This window comes from Kitasatospora sp. NPDC056327 (genome assembly GCF_042261735.1).
GTDB lineage: Bacteria > Actinomycetota > Actinomycetes > Streptomycetales > Streptomycetaceae > Kitasatospora.
This window is the reverse complement of record NZ_JBHJRC010000137.1, coordinates 1-20,959: the sequence shown is the minus strand read 5'-3', so window position 1 is coordinate 20,959 and position 20,959 is coordinate 1. Positions and strand designations below refer to the sequence as shown.

20 protein-coding genes are annotated in these 20,959 nt (G+C 73.7%); 16 read left to right on the top strand and 4 right to left on the bottom strand.

What is annotated here, in order from left to right:
- Positions 1-50: 50 nt before the first annotated feature.
- Both ACFCX4_RS20490 and ACFCX4_RS20485 read right to left on the bottom strand, forming a co-directional pair.
- A complete protein-coding gene (locus ACFCX4_RS20490) occupies positions 51-254 on the bottom strand; it encodes a DUF397 domain-containing protein (protein WP_376144394.1) in 204 nt (67 codons plus the stop codon).
- A complete protein-coding gene (locus ACFCX4_RS20485; protein WP_376144392.1) occupies positions 247-1,077 on the bottom strand; it encodes a helix-turn-helix domain-containing protein in 831 nt (276 codons plus the stop codon). The genes ACFCX4_RS20490 and ACFCX4_RS20485 overlap by 8 nt, the downstream gene beginning before the upstream one ends.
- A 169-nt stretch (positions 1,078-1,246) precedes the next feature.
- On the opposite strand from ACFCX4_RS20485, the gene ACFCX4_RS20480 reads away from it, so the two are divergent.
- The 4 genes from ACFCX4_RS20480 to ACFCX4_RS20465 all read left to right on the top strand — a co-directional run bounded on the left by ACFCX4_RS20480 (position 1,247) and on the right by ACFCX4_RS20465 (position 3,196).
- Positions 1,247-1,453, top strand: a complete 207-nt coding sequence (locus tag ACFCX4_RS20480; RefSeq protein ID WP_376144390.1) for a hypothetical protein — start codon at positions 1,247-1,249, stop codon at positions 1,451-1,453.
- On the top strand, positions 1,450-1,707 hold the full coding sequence (locus ACFCX4_RS20475; protein WP_376144388.1) for a hypothetical protein: 258 nt from the start codon (positions 1,450-1,452) through the stop codon (positions 1,705-1,707). The genes ACFCX4_RS20480 and ACFCX4_RS20475 overlap by 4 nt, the downstream gene beginning before the upstream one ends.
- Before the next feature lie 52 nt (positions 1,708-1,759).
- Complete coding sequence (locus ACFCX4_RS20470; RefSeq protein WP_376144386.1) at positions 1,760-2,245, top strand: NUDIX domain-containing protein; 486 nt, start codon at positions 1,760-1,762, stop codon at positions 2,243-2,245.
- A gap of 366 nt (positions 2,246-2,611) precedes the next feature.
- A complete protein-coding gene (locus ACFCX4_RS20465) occupies positions 2,612-3,196 on the top strand; it encodes a TerD family protein (RefSeq protein WP_376144384.1) in 585 nt (194 codons plus the stop codon).
- Positions 3,197-3,477: 281 nt separating this feature from the next.
- On the opposite strand, the gene ACFCX4_RS20460 is transcribed toward ACFCX4_RS20465, so the two are convergent.
- Positions 3,478-4,062 carry a snapalysin family zinc-dependent metalloprotease gene (locus ACFCX4_RS20460; RefSeq protein WP_376144382.1) on the bottom strand — a complete coding sequence of 195 codons (585 nt, stop codon included), beginning with the start codon at positions 4,060-4,062 and terminating at the stop codon, positions 3,478-3,480.
- Positions 4,063-4,417: 355 nt separating this feature from the next.
- On the opposite strand from ACFCX4_RS20460, the gene ACFCX4_RS20455 reads away from it, so the two are divergent.
- Together ACFCX4_RS20455 and ACFCX4_RS20450 are read left to right on the top strand one after the other, a co-directional pair.
- On the top strand, positions 4,418-5,836 hold the full coding sequence (locus ACFCX4_RS20455; RefSeq protein WP_376144380.1) for a ParB/Srx family N-terminal domain-containing protein: 1,419 nt from the start codon (positions 4,418-4,420) through the stop codon (positions 5,834-5,836).
- A gap of 215 nt (positions 5,837-6,051) precedes the next feature.
- A complete protein-coding gene (locus tag ACFCX4_RS20450; RefSeq protein WP_376144378.1) occupies positions 6,052-6,774 on the top strand; it encodes an LURP-one-related/scramblase family protein in 723 nt (240 codons plus the stop codon).
- Between the two features lie 392 nt (positions 6,775-7,166).
- Here the strand turns inward: ACFCX4_RS20450 and ACFCX4_RS20445 are convergent, their stop codons facing one another.
- A complete protein-coding gene (locus tag ACFCX4_RS20445; protein ID WP_376144376.1) occupies positions 7,167-8,306 on the bottom strand; it encodes an AraC family transcriptional regulator in 1,140 nt (379 codons plus the stop codon).
- A gap of 127 nt (positions 8,307-8,433) precedes the next feature.
- Between ACFCX4_RS20445 and ACFCX4_RS20440 the strand changes: the two genes are divergently transcribed.
- From ACFCX4_RS20440 to trpC, 10 genes are all read left to right on the top strand, one after another.
- Positions 8,434-9,861: an FAD-dependent monooxygenase gene (locus ACFCX4_RS20440; protein WP_376144374.1), complete on the top strand. Its 1,428-nt coding sequence runs from the start codon at positions 8,434-8,436 to the stop codon at positions 9,859-9,861.
- Positions 9,858-11,357 carry a 4-hydroxyphenylacetate 3-hydroxylase family protein gene (locus tag ACFCX4_RS20435; RefSeq protein ID WP_376144372.1) on the top strand — a complete coding sequence of 500 codons (1,500 nt, stop codon included), beginning with the start codon at positions 9,858-9,860 and terminating at the stop codon, positions 11,355-11,357. Before ACFCX4_RS20440 ends, ACFCX4_RS20435 begins: the two co-directional genes overlap by 4 nt.
- A complete protein-coding gene (locus ACFCX4_RS20430) occupies positions 11,344-12,780 on the top strand; it encodes an MFS transporter (protein ID WP_376144370.1) in 1,437 nt (478 codons plus the stop codon). The genes ACFCX4_RS20435 and ACFCX4_RS20430 overlap by 14 nt, the downstream gene beginning before the upstream one ends.
- A gap of 74 nt (positions 12,781-12,854) precedes the next feature.
- Entirely contained in the window at positions 12,855-13,778 is a 924-nt protein-coding gene (locus ACFCX4_RS20425) for an SDR family oxidoreductase (protein ID WP_376144368.1), read from the top strand.
- A gap of 78 nt (positions 13,779-13,856) precedes the next feature.
- Positions 13,857-15,266, top strand: coding sequence for a polyketide synthase (locus ACFCX4_RS20420; protein ID WP_376144366.1), 1,410 nt, complete (start codon positions 13,857-13,859; stop codon positions 15,264-15,266).
- 208 nt (positions 15,267-15,474) lie between these two features.
- On the top strand, positions 15,475-16,599 hold the full coding sequence (locus tag ACFCX4_RS20415; protein ID WP_376144364.1) for a monodechloroaminopyrrolnitrin synthase PrnB family protein: 1,125 nt from the start codon (positions 15,475-15,477) through the stop codon (positions 16,597-16,599).
- Positions 16,596-17,879 carry a flavin-dependent oxidoreductase gene (locus ACFCX4_RS20410; RefSeq protein WP_376144362.1) on the top strand — a complete coding sequence of 428 codons (1,284 nt, stop codon included), beginning with the start codon at positions 16,596-16,598 and terminating at the stop codon, positions 17,877-17,879. Before ACFCX4_RS20415 ends, ACFCX4_RS20410 begins: the two co-directional genes overlap by 4 nt.
- Positions 17,876-18,535, top strand: coding sequence for a DsbA family protein (locus tag ACFCX4_RS20405; RefSeq protein WP_376144360.1), 660 nt, complete (start codon positions 17,876-17,878; stop codon positions 18,533-18,535). Before ACFCX4_RS20410 ends, ACFCX4_RS20405 begins: the two co-directional genes overlap by 4 nt.
- Positions 18,532-20,163, top strand: coding sequence for an FAD-binding oxidoreductase (locus tag ACFCX4_RS20400; protein WP_376144358.1), 1,632 nt, complete (start codon positions 18,532-18,534; stop codon positions 20,161-20,163). The genes ACFCX4_RS20405 and ACFCX4_RS20400 overlap by 4 nt, the downstream gene beginning before the upstream one ends.
- On the top strand, positions 20,160-20,959 hold an 800-nt coding region (gene trpC / locus ACFCX4_RS20395; RefSeq protein ID WP_376144356.1), incomplete at its 3' end, for an indole-3-glycerol phosphate synthase TrpC. The genes ACFCX4_RS20400 and trpC, both read left to right, overlap by 4 nt.

Sequence of the window (20,959 nt, the reverse complement as noted above, 5' to 3'; positions counted from 1 at the left end):
GTGCTGGAGGCCCCCGATCGATCGGGGGCCTCCAGCACGCCGGCCGTCCGTCAGACCTCGCCGAACTCGCCTGCCCGGAGGGAGGTGAGGAAGGAGGCGAAGGCGTCGGCCGGGAGGACGAGGGTGGGGCCCTGCGGGTCCTTGGAATCGCGGACCGGGACGATGCCGGGGAGGCCGGTGGCGACCTCGACGCATTGTCCGTCCTGTGCGCTGTAGCTGCTCTTGCGCCAGGCGGCGCCGCTGAGGTCAGCCATGGTCGAATCCTTTCCGCACTTCTCGGATGAAGTCGATGGAGGCCGCACGGGGCAGTGCCTCGACCTGCAGATGATCGTACTCACTCGCCCACTCGGCCAGCGTGTCCGGTTCGCGCTCAAGGAACCCGCGCTTCTGGGTCTCGCTGTACCCCACCATGACCCCTCTGGGCAGGGTCAGCAAGGTAATCGGGTGGGCGAAGGGACGGTCCTCGCCGAGTGAGAACGGGCTGACCTGAAGGACGATCCTCGGGTGCCGGGCCGCTTCTTCGAGGTAGCGCAACTGCTCGGCCATCACTTCGGGCCCTCCGACCGCTCGCCGTAGGCAGCTCTCGTCCATGACGACATGCAGCCTTGGCGCCTGCGCGGCCATGCGCTCCTGTCGTTGGCGGAGCAGCGCCGCTCTCTCGTTGGCCTGTTGCTGAGTGGAGGCTCCGCGTCTCACCCAAGCCGCTTGGTAGGTACGGGTGTAGGCGGGGGTCTGGAGCAGTCCCGGGATGACGTTGATCTCGAACAGTCTCAGCGCGACCGAGTCCGCCTCGCTTCGCAGGAACTCGGTGAAGCCTTCGAGCAGTACGGATCTGCCTGCCTTCCGCCATTCCCGCTCGAAGTGACCTTGCGTCCCGAATGCTTGATCAAGTCTTCTCGAAAATGCTTCGGTTGAAGGCTTTCGACCAGTTTCCACAGCGGACACGTGCACGGCCGAGTAGCCGGTGAGGTGTGCCACGTGCTGCTGCGTCCATCCACGTTCCTCACGCAGCCTGCGGAGTTCTGCGCCGAACGCGGCGGCGGGGGACTGCGTCGGGTCAAGCTCCTTGCGATTCATGGCTGATGGCGTCTCTTCCTTCGGAGTCGACCTGTTGAAGGTATCGCCGACTGTACGTCAATGTTGGCCACCCCGGGTAGCGAACCGACTACAGAAGGGAGTGGCCGTCATGCCACGAAAGAATCCGGGCCCCGCGTACCGGCCCCAAATCGGCGAGATCGTCCGCGACTTGGCCAGGCGTGGGCCCCTGGGCGGGCCGGTGGAGGGCGTCTACATGGACTGCCTGGCCGGGCTCTACTACCTCCGCCCCGAGTGCGGTGGCTGCGAGTGGACCACCGGACCGGAGAACGTCCAACGGTTGGAGACCCCCCGCTTCGTCCACGTGCAGCACCCGAGCCCGCCGCGGTCGGCGGGCCCGGTTGGGGACGTCGCGTGAAGCCCCGACCCGGTGTGATGGCGCCGCTGTTGTACGCCGTCGTCGTCACGCTCAGCGCGCTCGCCGCCCTCGCGGTCGGGTGGCCCATCCGGCACGGGCCCCTCGGCCCGTGGCTCCTGGTCGTCGGACTCGTCTTCGCGACCGGAGTGACCGGCGCGTTGCCGGCCCCGGACGCGTGGGTCCCCCGTCATGAGGGCACGACGCCGCCGGAACGCATCGGCCGAGAGCGCCGCCGCCGCGGGCAGTCGGTCTGAGCTCGTACCCCTCCCTTCCCTCCCCGCAACCCAGTCCACTGGAGAATCCGTCATGACCTCCCTGCCCCGGATCCTGACCGACCCGCCCGGCCGGCGCCTCGGCCACCAGGTCCTCGTCCTCAACCGGGACGGCGCCGTGCTCCTGATCGGCACCACCTACAGGAACGGCCTGATGCTCCCCGGCGGCAGCGCCGAGCGCAACGAGCTCCCGCACCTGGCCGCCCGGCGCCACATCGAGACCGAGACCGGCCTCGCCCTCCCGCTCGCCCGCGTCCTCGCCGTGGACTACGTGAGCACGCAGCTCCTGCCCGAGGGCGTGAACTTCGTCTACTGGGGCGGCCGGCTCGTGCCGACCCAGGAGGAGATCGTGAGATGCCACCGGCCGCCGGCGGAGATCGTCGAACTCCGCTGGGCCCACCGCGCCGAGCTCGGCGAGGTGATGGAGGCCGACCAGCACCGCCGCGCGGAACAGGCCCTCGCCGCTCTCGGCCGGGGCGCCCACCTGCCCATGCTTCTCCGGGGTGTCCCCGCGGTGTAGGAGCGGGGAGCGCATCCGCCCGCCCGGCGCTCGACGCCGGGCGGGTACGGTCGCTCCCTGCGGGGCCGGCGGGGGAGCCCCGGCGGGCGCATGCGTGCGGGTGCGGGTCCGCTGCGGTCCGGCGGGGCCGTTTGGTGGCCGCTCGGCAGTTCGATACCGGGACGTCGGCGGGTACTGTGCTGGGAAACGGTGTCCGTGCTGGTCGGACGATGTGCCGCTCCTCCTCGGCGCGCTGCGCGCCTGCGGTGGTGAGGTGCGCCGCAGGCCGATCGCCGGGGAGCCGGCGCTCCTGCCCCGGGTGGGCCGGTGGGCGGCGCACCGGGCAGACTCGGACCCGCAACAGTTCCCCCATCGAGAGGACCACGCATGATCACGCTGACGAAGGACGACGGCCCGGCGGATCTGGACGGGGTGACCCACCTGTCCATCGGGGTTTCCTGGGATCCGACCGTGGGCAGCAGTGGTGGGCTGCTCGGCAAGCTCCGGCAGAAGCAGGGCACCGACCTCGACCTGATCGCCATCGCCATGCAGGGCTCCGAGCCCGTGCGTCTGGCCGGTCTGGACTCCCTGGATCCGCTGGGCAACGGCTCGCTGGTCCACAGCGGCGACAACCAGACGGGGCACGGTGACGGTGACGACGAGACGGTCACCGTCGAGTTCGCCCGGGTGCCCGCCAACATCACCTCCATCGTGTTCGTGGCCGCCGCCTACAAGAAGCGCAGCGCCTTCCAGAACGCCCGCAACATCAGCTTCAAGGTCTACGACGCCACTGGTGGCAGCACCCAGCAGGTCGCGGACATCTGGCCGAGCATGCTCACCAACGACAACGGCTGCGCCGTGGCCAAGGCGGTGCGGTCGGGCGCGGGCTGGAAGCTCCAGGTGATCAACGAGACGGGGAAGATCAAGCAGGGCGACGAGAAGGACCTGATGCGGTTCGCCGTGAGCAAGTAGCGGGGGCCTGGGGGGCTGTCGCAGGGAGGCGCCGTTCGCCGGTCGTCCGCCGGGGGCGGGGCACTGGGGCGGGGGCGGCCTGTGCGCGAGTGATCCGCGCCGGCATCCCGTCGTCGCGCGAGGTGGCCGGTACCGGGTGGACCCGGTACCGGCCACCGTCGTGTCCGGCCGCGGACGTTGGGCGGATGCCGGTACCGGTACGCGGGTGGCTGTGCCCGGTCAGCTGGTCGGCCGAGGCCGGAACCGAGGCCGGAGCCGGAGCCCTCGGGCGGGGTGGCTGGTCAGCGGGCGTCGGCGAGGAGCGGGCCCTCGGCCGGGGCGGGGGCGGTGGCGGCGCGGCCGGCGTAGGCGGAGTCGACGCGGGCCCGTTCGGTGGCGTTGGGGACGGCGTTCTTGCAGCTGGTGCCGGCGCTGGAGCCGGACATCAGCTGGGTGCAGGGGCCGGGCTTGGTGTCCGGCAGGCCGAGGTTGTGGCCGATCTCGTGGGCCGCGATGCGGGTCTTGTCGTGGCCGTCGGTGACGGCCTGGGCCCCGAGCTCCACCCGGGCCTGGCCGCCGGGGCGGACCGGGCCGAGCGTGGCCTGCGGCCAGCCGCTGGTGGCGATGATCTGGATCTCGGCCCGGGTGCCGGGCTGAGCCGGTATCAGCCTGACGTTGCGGGCGTTCGTGTTCCAGGACGCGACGCCGGCCGTGATGGCGGCCTCCCAGCCGGGGGCCCGGGAGGCGTCGTAGCGGAGCGTGGTCACCGCGGAGGCGCCCGCGGGTGCGGCGGCTTCCGGGGCGGTCACGGCCTGGGCCGTGGGTGCCATGAGGAGGGTGACGGCCGCGGCGGTCCCGACCGCGGCGAACCACTTCGAGTGGAGCATGGCTGTCCTTCCGTTGGATCGGTCTCCCGGAGGAGGGGGGTGGTGCGGGCGCCGCGCGTCGTCGGCTGCGCGACGGGGTGGGTTCCCGTAATGACGGTGAACTGTCAAACAAATCGACGGGCGGTGCGCCGGCGTTACGTCCGTTTCCGGCAACGACGCCGGGCCGCGATTGCCCCGGGCGAACGGGACGGCCGGGGGCCGGGAGGGGCGTTCCGGGGGCGGGAGGAGGCCGCGGTGACACCGTTCACTTGTCCGAAATCCCGGAGACACCCCGAGGTCACCCGTTGAGCCGCGAGTGATGGATGGATGTGCGCCAGCAGTGAACCGCTTTCAGCCGCCGAGCCGCAGGAGAACCATGACCACCGGCACCGCCCCCGTGTCCGTCCCTCCGCGCCGCCGCCCGGGCCGCCGCGGCGCGTTCGCCGCCGCGGCCGCCGGCGTGCTCGCGCTGGGCGGCCTGGCGGGAATCGCCGCGCCCGCCGGAGCCGCGCCCGCCGGGACGGCCCCGACCGTGACCCCCGGTGCCGCCGGCGGGGCGCCGGGAGCCCGGCCGGGCGACCTGCTGGACGTGACCCTCGACCAGGTGCGCCCCACCCAGCCCGCGGTCGGCTACGACGAGGTGTACTACAAGCTCGGCCGCTACACCTCGCCCAAGGACGAGCTGAACGGCTCCGTCAACAAGCGCTTCGACGACTGGTGCGAGACCAACGGGCAGGGCGTGGCCGCCTCGGTGCTGCCGGGTGCGCGGCTCGACGATCCGGCGACCTTCACCTGCACCCTGCCGCTGGGGCAGGAGACCGAGGCGAGCCGCGCGGAGATGAAGACCGTCGTGGTGGGCCCGGGCGGTGCGCTCTACCTGACCGACGGCCACCACACGCTGACCTCGTTCCTGGAGGCCTCGGACGGCGGGCCGAAGCTGCACCTGCGCCTGCTCGTCCGGGCCAACCTGTCGCACCTGTCGCCGGCCGCCTTCTGGCAGGAGATGCGGGACCGCCAGTGGGTCCGCCTGGTCGACGAGCAGAACCGGCCGATCGCCGTCGAGCAGCTGCCGCAGCGCCTGGGCCTGGCGAACTTCCACGACGACCCGTACCGCAGCCTGGTCTACTTCACCCGCGACATCGGCTACTCGGTGCCGGACGGCGCGGCGGAGTACCTGGAGTTCCTCTGGGGCGACTGGCTGCGCGGCCGGGGCATCGGTCTGCCCGGCTCCTACAGCACGACCGACCGCGCGTCCTACCTGGCCGCGGTCCGGACCGCCTCCCAGGCGATGTCGGAGGTGCCGGGCGACACCGTGATCGCCGGCGGCCGCACGGCGGACGAGCTGGGCCGGCTGACCCCGTGGAACGCCGGGAAGAAGCCCACCGGCGGCGAGTTCGGCAAGCTGAGCGCCGCGATCACCGAGGCCAAGCCGGGCAAGCTCGCCTACGCCCTCGACTTCCGTGCCAAGGTCCCGGCCGGACCGGCCTGCACCACCACCGTGACCGGCCGTCACAACGGGCCGCTGGTGGTCTCCGGTGGCACCACCTGCCTGACCGGCGCGCAGCAGAACGGGCCGGTCGTGGTCCGTGCGGGGGCGAGCCTGGTGGTGAAGGGGTCGGACATCACCGGTCCGGTCCAGGCGGTGGGCGCGGGCACGGTGCAGCTCTGCGGGACCGTCCTGACCGGCCCGCTGAGCGTGGTCCAGACGCGCGACCGCCTCACCCTGAGCGCGCCCGGCTGCACCCCGAACTCCCTGAACGGACCGGTCCAGCTCGTCGGCAACCCGGGTTCCTGAGCCCCGGGCCGCCCCCGGCCGCCGGTCGCCCCTGCAGAAGGGACGGCCGGCGGCCCCGGCCGTCCCCGCCCGGAGGGTGGCCGGGGAGACGCTCGGAAGCCGCCCGGCGGCGTGACCGGCCCCGGCGTGACCGGCCCCGGCGGGCCGGTGCGGGCGGGCCGGCCCGGAAGGGACGAATTGGCTGCTGGGCGAGGTTTGGGCCTAATCTGCCCGCCATGTCTCAGAACACGAACACGTCCGGTTTCCCCGGGCAGCCGCCCGCTCCGGCCGGCGACGCCGCCAAGGTGCAGCGCCAGGTGCAGCGGCAGGCGGGCGTAGGACCGGTCGCCGGCGGTGGCGGAACCCTCTTCTCCGAGCCGGTCCTGGTGGTGAACCAGAAGGCGAAGCTGGTCGAACTGACCAACGAGTACGCCGTCTTCGACCAGCAGGGCGCCGCGCTGGGCTCGGTGGTCCAGGTCGGCCAGAGCGCCCTGCGCAAGGTGATACGCCTGCTCACCTCCCTCGACCAGTACCTGACCCACAAGCTGGAGATCCGCGACGCGCAGGGCGCCCCGGTGCTGCTGCTGACCCGCCCGGCGAAGTTCGTCAAGTCCCGGGTGATCGTGCAGCGTCCGGACGGCCAGGAGGTCGGCCAGATCGTCCAGCAGAACGCCATCGGGAAGATCAACTTCGCGCTGGAGGTCGGCGGGCAGAAGGTCGGCGCCGTCAAGGCGGAGAACTGGCGGGCCTGGAACTTCTCCATCGTCGACGCGACGGACACCGAGATCGCCCGGATCACCAAGACCTGGGAGGGCCTGGCGAAGACGATGTTCACCACGGCCGACAACTACGTGCTGCAGATCCACCGTCCGCTCGCCGACCCGGTGCTCAGCCTCGTCGTGGCGACCGCGCTGACCGTGGACACCGCGCTGAAGCAGGACGCCCGCGGCCTCGGATAACTCCCGCGCGGATCCGCATCCCGTAGCCGTCCCGTCCCGGCGGCGGGATGCGGGGCGGTGGGGATCGCGGTGGCGGGCGGAACTCCGGCCACCGCGCAGGTGGGGAGACCGTACCGGTACGGAACGACCGGGAAACCGGTCGGTCATCAGGTGAACCGCGCGGTGGTGCCGACGGCCGGCCGCCGGCGCCGCGACCTTCCGCTGCCCCGGAGGAGGCGGCAGGGGGCACCGCGAAGGTCGCACTGACCTGCGGGGGTGCGGGGCCGGAGGTCTCCCGGGCCCCGCGCGGGGCGGCCCGGTCCGGACCGTCCCGGGGAATCGGCGGAGGCCGTCGAATCCCCGGAACGGTGGAAAGGCGGGGCGGCGGGTAATTCGCGCCGGGCGGTTTCCGCTCAGGCGGGATCCCAGGTGCCGCCTTCGGTGGAAACGGAGGCCGGGGCGACGGCGGAGGCGCGCGCGGAACCGTTCGCGGAACCGGTCCTGGAATCGGTCACGGAATCGACGGCGGAAACGGCGCCGGAATCGGTGCCGGAAGCGGCTTCGGAATTCTCGGCGTCGGTGGCGGGCGGGCGGGCGGAGTGGTCGCGGGGGGCAGGGCGGGACGGCAGGGGCCGGCGGGCGCGGTACTCGCCGGGGGTGGCGCCGAACTCCTTGCGGAAGGCCAGGTGGAAGCCGACCTGGCTGCGGTAGCCGATGCGCTGGGCGATGTCCTGCTGCGGCACGGAGGTGTCCGTGAGCAGCCGCCTGGCCTCCTGGAGCCGGCGCACCGTCAGATGCCGCATCGGCGGCTCGCCGACCAGCTCACGGAACATCTGGGAGAAGACGGACCGGGACATTCCGGCCTCCCGGGCGAGGGACTCCACGGTCCAGGACTCGGCGTAGGAGCCGTGGATCGCCAGCAGGGCCTTGCTGATGCCCGGGTGGTGCAGCGCCTGGAGGGCGGGCGACTCCTCCGCCAGCTCCTCCATGGCGATCCGCAGGGACAGGACGAACACGGTCTCGAAGGCCCGGAGGGTGACCAGCCGGGAGCCCGGAGCCGTCCGGCCGATCTCGGAGGGCAGGGATTCGAGGGTGCGCAGCAGCAGCGGTTCCCCCTCCAGCATGTGGCGCCGGAGCACGATGATCCGGGGCAGCGCCTGGTAGAGCCCGGGTTCGCCGATGGCGCTGAAGTGCAGGCTGGCGCAGAGCATCCGGGTCCGGTAGGGGGGTGTGCCGACGCTGACGCCGCCGGACCTGCCGGGCCGGCAGTGGGGCACCAGGGCGGACAGCGGTGTGGTCCGCGCGCCCGCTTCGGCGGCGAAGGTGTGGGCGCTGCCGTGCGGGAAGATCGCCAGATCGCCCTCCCGCAGCTCGATGGGAGGGGAGTCGTCGTCGAAGCTGATGACGCAGCGGTCCTCGACCATGTAGTGGACGATCGCGCAGTTGTCGTCGTGCCCCTTCACCCCCCAGGATCCGCCTGCCTGCCACATGCTGTGGAAGATGTCGGTCAACCACAGCGGTCGGAGCAACTCACTGAGCACGTCGTCATGCACGGACGATCCTTAAAGCGATTCGGCTCATGATTAATTGATCGTAGCGGCCTCCACACAGAACGATGGAACCCGAAGCCGGGCTCGATGGCCGGATTGGGGGGTTGAAGTTCCGGGGGGGACTCGTTCGATGGAGATTGTCATCGCCGGTGCGGGCATCGGCGGCCTGACCGCCGCGCTGTGCCTGCATACCGTCGGCCTGCGGGACGTCCGCGTCCTTGAGGTGGTTCCGCAGATCCGCCCGATGGGCGCCGGCGTGAACCTGCTGCCCAACGCGGTGCGTGAGCTGGCCGGTCTGGGTCTGGCCGAAAAGCTCGCCGACCTGGGCGCCGACCTGACCGAACTCGGATACTACAACCACCTCGGCCAGGAGATCTGGCGCGAGCCGCGCGGCCGGGCGAACGGCTCCCGCTGGCCCCAACTGGCGCTCCACCGCGGTGCCTTGCAGACGACCCTGGCCGACCGGGTGCGCGACTGCCTCGGGGAGGACGCGATCGTCACCGACGCCCGCGTCACCGGATTCGAGCAACTGGTCGGCGGAGGCGTCGATGTGACGGTCGCTCACCGCCTCGGGGAGCGGCCCACCAGTGTGATCCGGGCCGACGTGCTGGTCGGGGCCGACGGGCTGCGCTCCGCCGTCCGGCGGGTCCTGTACCCGCAGGAGGGCGAGCCGCGGTTCAACGGCACCGACGTGTGGCGGGGCATCACCCGGACCGCGCCCTTCCGCGGCGGCCGCTCGATGGTCGTGATGGGCGACGGGCACTGGAAGGCGGTCGTCTACCCGGTGGCCGTGCGCCCCGACGACGACGGGCTCGTCCCGGTGAACTGGGCGGTGTCCAGGGCGGCACGGGAGGACGCCGTGCCCGCCGCGCCCGCCGCCGGCACGTCCCCGCAGGCCCCCCGCGACACGGGATCCGGTGCGGGGCCCGACGCGGGCTCCGGCGACGGTTCCGGCGACGGACCCGGTGACGGCTTCCCCGCCGCGGTGGCCGGCTGGCGCTGCGGCGACCTCCGGATGGACGCGCTGGTCGCCGGCGCCGACGCCGGGGCGTCCTTCCCGATGCTCGACCGGGACCCCGTGCCCCGCTGGTCGTTCGGCGCGGTGACCCTACTCGGCGACGCCGCGCACGCCATGGCGCCGATGGGGTCCAACGCGACGACCCAGGCGGTGCTGGACGCACGGAGCCTCGCCCACGCGCTCGCCACCCACGACGACCCGGCCGAGGCGCTCGCGGCCTACGACCGCGACCGCCGGCCGCGGATGAACCGGCTCCAGCTGATCAACCGCGCCAAGGGCCCCGAGGTCGTGATCGACCTCGTGCACGAGCGGGCCCCCGAGGGCTTCGGCGGAGTGGAGTCCGTGCTCTCCACCGACCGGCTGGCGCAGATCGCCGACGCCTACGCCCGGGCCGCCGGCTCGGACCCCGAATCCGTCAACTCCGCTTCCCCCTACGGACCGCCCGCCCGGGCGCCGCGGCGCGAGACCGCTGACGTCACCGTCTCGGACACGCCTTCCGCCACCACCCACTCATCGCACCCCGTGTCAGGAGAGACATGACCCGCAGCGGCCAGGAATACCTCGAATCCCTACGTGACGGCCGTACCGTCTGGCTCGACGGTGAGCTGGTCAAGGACGTCACGGAGCACCCCGCCTTCCGCAACACGGCCCGCTCCATCGCGGACCTGTACGACCTGGCGGCCGACTCCGACCTGCGCGACGTGCTGACGGTGCGCCCCGAGGGGCAGGACCGGTCGATCCTGCGCGCCTACCACGTGCCGAGAACCCACACCGAACTGGTCGAGCGGCGCAAGGCGTTCAAGGCCTGGTCCGAGGCGAGCTTCGGCTTCCTGGGCAGGTCGCCCGACTACATGGCGGCCGGCATCGCGGGCTTCGTCTCCCTGCCCGACGTCTTCCGTGGCGAGGGCTTCGACGGCCGGGAGAACCTCGCCGCGTACCACCGGCGCATGGTGGAGGGCGACCTCTACCCGGCGTTCACCATCACCAACCCGCAGATCGACCGCACCAAGGCGGCCAGCGAGCAGGCGCAGGACGACCTCTACGTGCGGGTCGTCAAGGAGCGCGACGACGGCATCGTGGTGCGCGGCGCGAAGATGATCGGCACCGGGGCGGTCTTCGGCGACGAGGTCATCGTCGGCACCATCGAGCCGCTGCCGCGCCAGGACGTCGAGTACGCCCTGTGCTTCTCCGTGCCGATCGACACCCCCGGCCTGAAGTTCATCTCCCGCACCTCCTACGAGGGCCAGGCGCGCAGCGTCTTCGACAACCCGCTGTCCGCGCGGTTCGACGAGAACGACGCGCTGCTCGTCTGCGACGACGTCTTCGTGCCCTGGGAGCGCGTCCTGAGCTACCGCGACGTCGACACCACCTTCGGCATGTGGTGGTTCACGCCCGCGTACAACAACTTCGTCCACCAGGCGGCCACCCGCTTCTGGACCAAGCTGGAGTTCCTCACCGGCCTGGCGATCCTGATCACCCGGTCGAACAACACCTACGAACTGCCGCCCGTGAAGATGCAGCTCGGCCGCCTCATGGGGTGGCTGAACATCGCGAAGTCGATGGTGCTGGCGGCCGAGACGGAGTACGAGCGGGTGGGCGGCGAGAACGGCGCCGTGCACATCAACCGGGAGATCGCCTCCGCCCACCGGGCCATGGCCGGCGACCTCTACCCGAAGGTCCTGGCCGAGATCAAGATGCTGGCCGGCGGCGGCCTCATCCAGCTCCCGGCCTCCGGTTACGACCTCCAGCACCCCGAACTCGGCCCGCTGGTGGCCAAGTACGTGCGCTCGACCGGCTCGCCGGCGGAACAGCGCGTCAAGCTGCTCAAGCTCGCCTGGGACGCCCTCGGTTCGGAGTTCGCCTCCCGGCACGAGCAGTACGAGCGCTTCTACCACGGCGCCCCGCACGTCTACCTGCCCGGGATCGTCCGCGACGGCAACCCGGACCTGCTGGCCGCCTTCACCCAGTCCTGCCTCGACGGCTACGACCTGGACGAGCTGCCGGGCGGCGCGGGAGGCCGGTATGGCGGTCACTGACAAGGGCCGGGCACTGGCCCTGCTCGCCTGCACGCAGTTCGTCCTGCTCCTGGACACCTCGATCATCAACGTGGCCGCGCCGTCCATCGGCGAGAGCCTGGAGATCTCGCCCGCCGAGCTCTCCTGGGTGGCCAACGCCTACCTGGTCTCCTTCGGCGGACTGCTGCTGCTCAGCGGCCGCGCCGCCGATCTGCTGGGGCAGCGCAGGGTGTTCGTGTCCGGGCTGGGCGTGCTCGCGGCGGCCTCGCTGCTGGGCGCCCTCGCCGACCGGGCCGACCTGCTGATCGCCGCCCGGGCCGTCCAGGGCGTGGGAGCGGCGATGGCGGCCGCGGCGGCCTTCTCGCTGATCCTCACGCTCTTCGAGGAGGGGCCCGAACGCCACCGGGCGCTCGGGGTGTTCGCCGCGATGGCGGGTGCCGGCGGCGCCGTGGGCACGGTGCTCGGCGGTGTGCTCACCAGCTGGCTGGGCTGGGAGTCGACCTTCGCGCTGAGCGTGGTGGCCGGCATCGCGCTGATCGTTCCGGTGCCCCGGCTGCTGCCGGCCGGCACCCCGGTCGGGCGCGAGCGCGGCTTCGACGTGCCCGGCGCGGTGGCGGTCACCGCCGGACTGGGCCTGCTGGCCTACGCCGTGGTGAACGCGGGCGAGGCCGGCTGGAGCTCCACGCCGACCCTGGCCACCGGGGCCGCCGCCGTGGTGCTGCTCGGGGTGTTCGTCCTGATCGAACGCCGGGTGCCGCACCCGCTGGTGCCGCTCGCGGTGCTGGCACGGCCGACACTGCGGCTCGCCAACATCCTGGCCGGGCTCTGGCAGATGTCGCTGTTCCCGATGTTCTTCCTGGTCAGCCTCTACATGCAGGCGGTGCTCGGGTACGAACCGGTGCTCGGCGGCCTCGCGCTGCTGCCGCTGTGCGTGGTCGTGATCGCGGTCGCCTCCCGGACCGACCGGCTGATCGGCCGGTTCGGCCTGCGCACGGTGATGGCCGCCGGGTTCGCGCTGGTGGCCGTCGGCATGGTCTGGCAGTCCCTGCTGTCGCCCGACGGCTCCTTCGCGGCGGACGTCCTGGCGCCGAGCCTGGTGCTCGGGATCGCCCTGCCGCTGGTCTCCATCACCAGCAACATCGCGGCCACCCTCGACACCGGCGAGGAGGAGGCGGGACTCGCCTCCGGTCTGGTCAACACCAGTCTGCAGTTCGGCTCGGTGCTGGGACTGGCGGTGCTCTCCGGAGTCGCCGCGGCCCGCACCGGCGCGTCCTCCGCGGCCCACGACGTGGCGCTCACCGAGGGCTTCCGGACCGCGTTCCTGGTCGGGGCGGTACCGGCCGTGCTGGCTCTGCTGCTCGCTCTGCGGCTGCGGTTGCCGGCACCGGACGCCCCGGCCACGCCGGAGGCGGCGCCCGCGGGGCACCGCCGCTCCGGCCCCTGATCGCGCACGGCCGGCCCACACCCCCGGAGGGCCGGCCGTGCGCACCGCACCGAAAACACCGAGAGAGGCACGACATGACAGAACAGCACCGCAAGCACGTCCTCGTGACCGGAGCCAACGGCTTCCAGGGCGGCGCGGTGGCGCGGCTCCTGGCCGCCCAGGGACACGACGTGCGCGGGCTCGTCCGCGACACGGCGAAGGCCACGGAGTCGGCGGCCGCCGGGATCACCCCGGTGCGCGGTGACCTGGGCAGCCTCGACGACCTGCGCGCCGCGTTCGAGGGCGTCACCCACGCCGTCGTCGTGATGCCGCTGGTGTACGACGCCGACACCATCGGCGCCTACGCCCGCAACATCGCCGAGGCGGCCCGCGAGGCCGGTGTCCGCCGTCTGGTGTACAACGTGAACACCCCGGTCCCGGCCGAGACCACGCCGTACGCCGGTTTCGAGACGCGCCGCCTCGCCGAGCAGGTGCTGCTCGGCGGCGAGGTCCCCGTGGTCGTGGTCAGGCCGCCGGTGTACCTGGAGAACCTGTTCAGCCCGTGGAACGGCCCCGCGATCGTCAACGACGGCGTGCTGGCCTACCCGCTGCCGGCCGGGCAGCGGGTGGCCTGGATGTCGCACGACGACCTCGCGCGGGTGATCGCCCGGGCCCTGGACGAGGACGTGCCGGCCGGCCAGGTGCTCTCCGTCGGCGGCGCCGACGTGGTCACCGGGCCCGAGCTGGCGGCGGTCTTCGCCCAGGCGCTGGGCCGCGAGGTGAACTACCTCCCGCTGGAGGTCACCCAGTTCGAGCAGGGGCTCGCGCACGTCCTCGGCGCCGAGGCCGCCGCGGGCGTCGCGGGGATCTACCACTACGCCGCCGCCGGCGGCCCGGCGGCCGAGCTGCTGGCCGCCCCGCCGGAGGCCGTGGAGGCCGCGCTGGGCGTGCGGCTCACCCCGGTGGTCGAGTGGGTCAAGGCACAGCCGTGGGAGCACTGGGCCCGCAACGACGGGTGATCACGGCCGGTGGCCGGGGCGCGGATCCACGCGTCCGCGTCCCGGCCACCGGCACCACCACACTTACGGGGGGAAGAGATGTCAGGCCACAACGGCGCGACGGACCGGCGGCGCGCGGCGGTGCCCGTCGCCGTGATCGGCGCCGGCTGCCGCCTGCCGGGGGCCCACGGGCCCGGGCAGCTCTGGGAACTGCTCCGCACGGGCCGGGACGCGACCCGTCCCGCCCCGCCGGACCGGTTCCCCGCCGGTGCGGTGCTGCCGGCCGGGGGCGGGCGCGGCGGCTTCCTCGACGGTGTCGAGGAGTTCGACGCCGGGTTCTTCGGCATCCGGGACGACGAGGCCACCGCGATGGACCCGCAGCAGCGCCTGCTGCTGCTCACCGCCTGGGAGGCCCTGGAGGACGCGGGCACCGACCCGGCGCGGCTGAGGGGCAGCCGGACCGCGGTGTTCGCCGGCCAGGCCCACGCGGACCACTGGGAGCGGCTGCGCGCGGCCCGGACCGGCGCGCTCGACCTCGACGCCCTGGTCGGCGGCCACCAGCGGGCGATGCTCGCCGGACGGCTCTCCTTCCACCTCGGACTGCACGGCCCCAGCGTCACCGTGGACTGCGCACAGGCCTCCTCGCTGGCCGCGGTCCACCTGGCCTGCCTGAGCCTGCGCTCGGGCGAGTCGGACCTCGCCCTGGCCGGTGGCGCCAACCTGCTGCTCTCCACCACCGCCACGGATGTCTTCGACCGGGCGGGCGTCCTCTCCTCCGAGGGGCACTGCCGCTTCGGGGACGCCGGCGCGGACGGCTTCGTGCGGTCCGACGGCGTCGGGGTGGTCGTGCTCAAGACGCTGGAGCGGGCCGTCGCGGACGGCGACCCGATCCGCGCGGTGATCCTGGGCAGCGCCATGAGCCACGACGGCGCCACCAAGGAGCGCGTCACGGACGCCTCCGGCAGCGGTCAGGCGATGGCGATGCGCTGGGCGTACCAGGACGCCGGGGTGACCCCGGGCGACATCGGCTACGTCGAGGCGCACGGCACCGGCACCGGGATCGACGCGGTGGAACTCGCCGCGCTCACCGAGGTGCTGGCCGAGGGACGCCCGGCCGGCCGGCCGGTCCTGGTCGGCTCGGTGAAGACGAACATCGGGCACTGCGAGGCCGCCGCCGGCGTCGCCGGGCTCATCAAGGCCGTGCTGTGCCTGGAACACGGACAGGTGCCCCCCAGCCTGCACTTCGACAAGCCCTCGCCCCGCATCGACTGGGACCGGCTGCCCCTGGTGGTGCCGACGTCCCCGCAGCCCCTGCCCGCCGCCGCCGGCCGGACGCCGCTCGCGGCGGTCAACGGGCAGGGCATGTCCGGCACCAACGTGCACGTGGTCCTCGGCCGGTGGACCGCACCGGACGGTGCGCCCGACCGGCGCCGGGCCGTGCCACCGCAACGGTGGCAGCCACGTGTCCACCCCCTGCCCGGCGCCGGGGCGTCCCCGCAGCGGGACTGACCGGCTCCCACCGGACCACGGCCGGCGCTCTCCGGCCGCCCGGGGCCCCGCTCCTCCGCACTCCTTCACCACCGTCCGCCGACCGCTCCTCCCGACGCACAAGGCCGCCGTCACCGCGGTTCCGCACGCGCGGAACGGGGCGGTGCGGCGTGCCGGGGGACGGCCGCCGGCCGACCCGCGCCCGAAGACTCTTCCCTGGAGGCATGCCTTGACCAGAACGCTCGGTATCGATCTCGGCAGTTCCCTACGTACGGCGGCGATCCGGGAGCTGGACCCACTCGCCGCCGACGCGCTCTGCCTCGACATGCGCCGCCACAACGACCGCGCCGACGTCCCCGCCCTGGTGGAGGCGCTGCGCCGGATCGTGCCGTCCCTCGACGACGTCGCCGGGTACACCGTGGAGGCCTGTGTCGCGGCGATGCGCGACCTCGGGATGTTCCTCGGATCGATCAAGCGGCACGGACCCGAGCCGGTGCCGCTGGCCCCCGAGGCGCTGCCCGTCCTGCTCGAACTGGGCCGGCGCACCGACATGGTGCCGCGCGACACGGTGCACCACTACACCACCTGGAACCCCACCGGCGGCCGCCAGCGGATGTACACCGGGGACATCCAGGAGGCCTATCTGCAGGAGTCCGTGCGGATGGTCTTCCCGCACCTGCGGGAGGGCCTGGAGCTGTCCGAGCGGCTCAGCGGGGCGGACGTCGCCGACCCCAAGTTCGCCGTGCTGACCGACGAACTGACCGCCCACGTCGAGACCATGGTCGCCTCCATCGACATGGTCGTCGCCAACGTCGGCCCGGAGTTCTTCGCCCGGATCCTGCGCGCCTACTTCGAGGAGATCACCGTCGACGGCCGGGTGCTGCTCGGCCCGGCCGCGGCGCAGGTCCCGCTGTGGCTGATCGACCAGGCGATCTGGGCCGCCGACAACAGCGAGCCGGAGTACGAGGAGTTCCTGCGCGACTCGGTGCCCTACAGCCTGCCGCGCTGGCGCGAGCTGTACGGCCGCTGGACGGACGTGCCGTCGGTGGTGAGCCGGCTGGTGGAGGCCTACGGGGACGACCCGGAGGAGGCCGAGCGGCGGATCCCCGCGCTGCGGCAGTCCGCGGAGGGGATCGCCCGGCTGCTGCGGGTGATCGTCGTCTTCCGCGGCCGTCACCTGGGCATCGCCCGCAAGGCCTACGACGCCGACCTGCGGCTGTACCCGGTGGGCAGCGGCGGCGCCAGCGTCGACCTGCTGCGGCAGATCATCGACCTGACCCGGGCCACCGTCCAGCTCACCCGCCGGCCCGGCCCGGCCGCCGCCGCGGCGCGCGCCGAGCGGAGGCCGGCATGAGCATCCTGATCGCGGGCGGCGGCATCGGCGGCCTGACCGCCGCGCTGAGCCTGCACGCCGCGGGCGTCGGCGACGTGCGCGTCCTGGAGGCGGTGCCGGAGATCAAGCCGCTCGGCGTGGGCCTGAACATCCTGCCCAACGCCGTCCGGGAGCTGGCCGAACTCGACCTGCTGGACGAGCTGCTGGAGGTCTCCCTCCCCACCGGGACGCTCGGCTACCACAACCGCCACGGCCAGCTCATCTGGCAGGAGCCGCGCGGTGTCGCCGCCGGCTACCGCTGGCCGCAGCTGTCCGTCCACCGCGGCCGGCTCCAGGCGGTGCTGGCCGCCGCGGTGCGCCGCCGGCTGGGCGAGTACACCATCGTCACGGACGCCCGGGTCGAGGGGTTCACCGTGCGCCCGGACGGCCGGGTCGACGTGCGGGTGGACCACCCGGTCGCCGGCCGCCGCTCCGGGACGACGGCGGACGCCCTGATCGGGGCGGACGGCATCCACTCCCGGGTCCGCGCCTGCCTCTACCCGCAGGAGGGGCCGCCGCCGTGGAACGGCCTCGTGGTGTGGCGCGGGACCACCGTCGCGCCGCCGTTCCTGGACGGCCGGACGATGGTCATCGCCGGTGACGACCGGCGCCGCGCCGTCGTCTACCCGATGTCCGCCCCCGACGGGCCGGACGGCGGGGTGCTGATGAACTGGGCCGTCGCCCGGGCCGCCGACCCCGGCCAGGCCTTCGAGGACGCCGACTGGAACCGGGCCGTGCCGCCGGAGTCCTTCCTGCACCACTTCGAGGACCTGGCCTTCGACTGGCTGGACGTGCCCGCGCTGATCCGCACGGCCGCGGAGGCCTACGTCTACCCGATGGTCGACCGGGACCCCCTGCCGCGCTGGTCGCACGGGCCGGTCACGCTGCTCGGGGACGCCGCCCACGCGATGTACCCGATGGGCTCCAACGGCGCCACCCAGTCGATCGTCGACGCCCGGGTGGTGGCCCGCGAGCTGGCGCTCGGGAACACCCCGGCCGAGGCCCTGGCCGCCTACGAGGCCGAGCGCCTGCCGGCGCTGACCCGCATCCAGGCCGCCGCCCGGCGCCGCGGCCCCGAGGTGGTCATCGACCTCGCCCACGAGCGGGCGCCGGACGGCTTCGACGACGTCGCCGAGGTCTTCCCCGGCGGCGAACTGGAGTCCGTCTCGGCCGACTTCGCCCGGCTCGGCGGCTTCGACCCGCAGACCGTCAACACCCGGCCGTCGCTGGCGGTCCCGACCGGAGCCGGAGGCCCGCGATGAGGATCGACATCTGGTCGGACGTCTCGTGCCCCTGGTGCTACATCACCATGCGGACCTTCGAGCTGGCGCTGTCGGCGTCCGGCCGCGGCGACGCCGAGGTGGTGCTGCACCCCTACCAGATCGACGGCGAGCACCCCGCCGAGCCCATGCCCATGCTGGAGTGGCTGGCCGGCAAGTACGGGCAGGAGCGCGCCGCGCTGATGGACCGCGAGGTCACCGCGGCCGGCCCGCGCCACGGCATCGCCTTCCGCAACGCGACCGGCTTCGCGGTCAACACCCTGGACGCGCACCGGCTGCTGTGGTGGGCGGGGCGCGCCCACGGGCGGGCGGTCCAGGCCCGCCTGGAGGAACTGCTCTTCACGGCCTACTTCGTGGAGAGCGCGGACATCTCCGACCACGACGTCCTGCTGGCCCGGGTCGAGCGGGCCGGCCTCGACCGCGACCGCGCCGCCCGGCTGCTGGCCTCCGACGAGGCCCTCGCCGAGGTGCGCGCGGAGGTCAGCGGGGCCCGCGACCAGGGCATCACCACCGTCCCCCGCTTCGTCTTCGCCGACGGCCCCGTCCTTGAGGGGACCCAGGAGGACCCGGAGGTCTTCCTGCGCGTCCTGGCCGGCGCGGGCCACGCCACCACCAGATCCCAGGGAGAACCCCAGTGAGCATCCTGACCCGCCGCGGCTTCGTCGGAGCCGCGGCGCTGATCGGCGCGGCCACCGCCACCGGCACCGCCGGCGTCACGCCCGCGGCGGCGGCCGACGAGGCCCCCGCGGCCGCCGCCGAGGCGGGCACCGCCGTACGGCCCGGCAGCCCGCAGTACGCCGACCTCACCCGGGGCATCAACCAGCGCTGGATCGGCACCCCGGACTGGATCGCGCTGCCGCGCTCCACCGACCAGGTGGTCTCCGTGGTCCAGCAGGCCCTCGACACCGGCAAGCGGGTCGCGGTCCGCGGCGGCGGGCACTGCTTCGAGGACTTCGTCGGCAACCGCGACGTCCGCGCGCTGATCGACATGTCGGCGATGAACTCCGTCGGCTACGACACCCGGCGCCGGGCGGTCGTCGTCGGCGCGGGCGCCCGCCTCGGCGAGGTCAACGAGCAGCTGTTCAAGCGCTGGGGCGTGGCCCTGCCCGGCGGCTCCTGCCCGACGGTCGGCGTCGGCGGCCACGTCAGCGGCGGCGGCTACGGCCCGCTGAACCGGACCCTCGGTCTGATCGTGGACCACCTGTACGCGGTGGAGGTCGTCGTCGTGGACGCCTCCGGCACCGCGCGCGCCGTGATCGCCTCCCGGGACGACCGGGGCGCGCTGCGCGACCTGTGGTGGGCCCACACCGGCGGGGGCGGCGGCACCTTCGGCGTCGTCACGCGCTACTTCTTCCGCAGCCCCGGCGCCCAGGGCGCCACCCCGCAGCGGGCCCTGCCCACCCCGCCGGCCGAGCTGCTCGTCGCCACGGTGGTCTGGCCCTGGCAGAACCTCGACCAGGCCTCCTTCGTCCGGCTGCTGAAGAACTACAGCGCCTGGCACGTCGCCCACAACGCGCCGGGCGACCCGGAGGCCGACCTCTACAGCCACCTGGCGGTCTTCCACCGCTCCGGCGGCGCGGTGGCGCTCAACGTGCAGCTGTCCGCCCTCTCCGGGGACCCGGAGCGCCGGCTGGACGCCTTCCTCGCCGCCGTCGGCGACGGTGTCGCGGCCCCCTCGCGGACCGTCGAGCGGCAGCGGCTGCCGTGGCTGATGGCGACCCAGTGGCAGGGCTTCGCCGACCGCCCCACCGGCAAGCGCATCAAGGGCAAGTCCGCCTACCACCGGGCCGCCTTCGACGACGCGCAGGCCACCGCGCTGTACCGGAACCTCACCCGGACCGACTACGACCACCCGGGCAGCGGCGTTCTCGTCGCGCCGTACGGCGGGCAGGTCAACGCCGTCGCGCCGCACGAGACCGCGCTCGCCCACCGGGACAGCGCGCTGATCCTCATGTACGTCAGCGAGTGGACCTCCCCGGCGGAGGACGAGCGGCACGTGGGCTTCCTGCGCGGGCTCTACGAGGACGTCTACGCCGCCACCGGCGGCGCCCCGGCCCCGGGCAGCGGCACGGCGGGCGCCTACGTGAACTACGCCGACACCGACCTCAAGGACCCGCAGCGCAACCGGTCCGGCGTCTCCTGGCAGGAGCTGTACTTCGGCTCCAACCACGCCCGGCTGCGCGAGGTGAAGGGGCGCTGGGACCCGCGCGACGTGTTCCGGCACGCCCTGTCGGTCGAGCCGGCCCCCCGGCGGGGCTCGCAGTGACGGTGCTCGACACCATCCTGGACGGGGTGCGCGAGGACCTGGTGGCGCGGCGCGGGGCGGTTCCCCTCGCCGCGCTCCGGGAGCGGGCGCTCGCCCGCGGGGCCGGGCGCGACGCCGCGGCCCTCCTGCGCTCCCCGGCCGGGCTGCGGGTGATCGCGGAGGTCAAGCGGTCCAGCCCGGCCCGCGGCCCGCTCGCGCCGATCGGCGACCCCGGCGCCCTCGCCGCCGCCTACGCGGCCGGCGGGGCCGCCGCGGTGAGCGTCCTCACCGAGGGCCGCCGGTTCGCCGGCTCGCTCGCCGACCTCGACACCGTGCGCACGGCGGTGGAAGTGCCGCTGCTGCGCAAGGACTTCGTCGTCGACGACTACCAGGTGTGGGAGGCCCGGGCGCACGGCGCCGACCTCGTCCTGCTCATCGTCGCCGCCCTCGACGACGCGCGGCTGGCCGCGCTGCTCGCGGCGGCGGACGAGGCCGGACTCACCGCGCTGGTCGAGGTGCACGACGAGGCGGAGGCCGAACGGGCCGTCACCGCCGGGGCCCGGGTCGTCGGCGTCAACGCCCGGGACCTGCGCACCCTGCGGATCGACCCGGAGACGTTCGGGCGCGTCGCGCCCCTGCTCCCCGGGGACGTCGTGCGGATCGCCGAGTCCGGGGTGCGCGGCCCGCAGGACGCGGCGCGCTACGCCGCGCTCGGCGCGGACGCGATCCTGGTGGGCACCTCGGTGGTCACCGACGGAGACCCGGGCGCGGCGGTCGCCGCGCTCGTGGCGGCCGGCCGGCGCGCCCCGATGCCCGG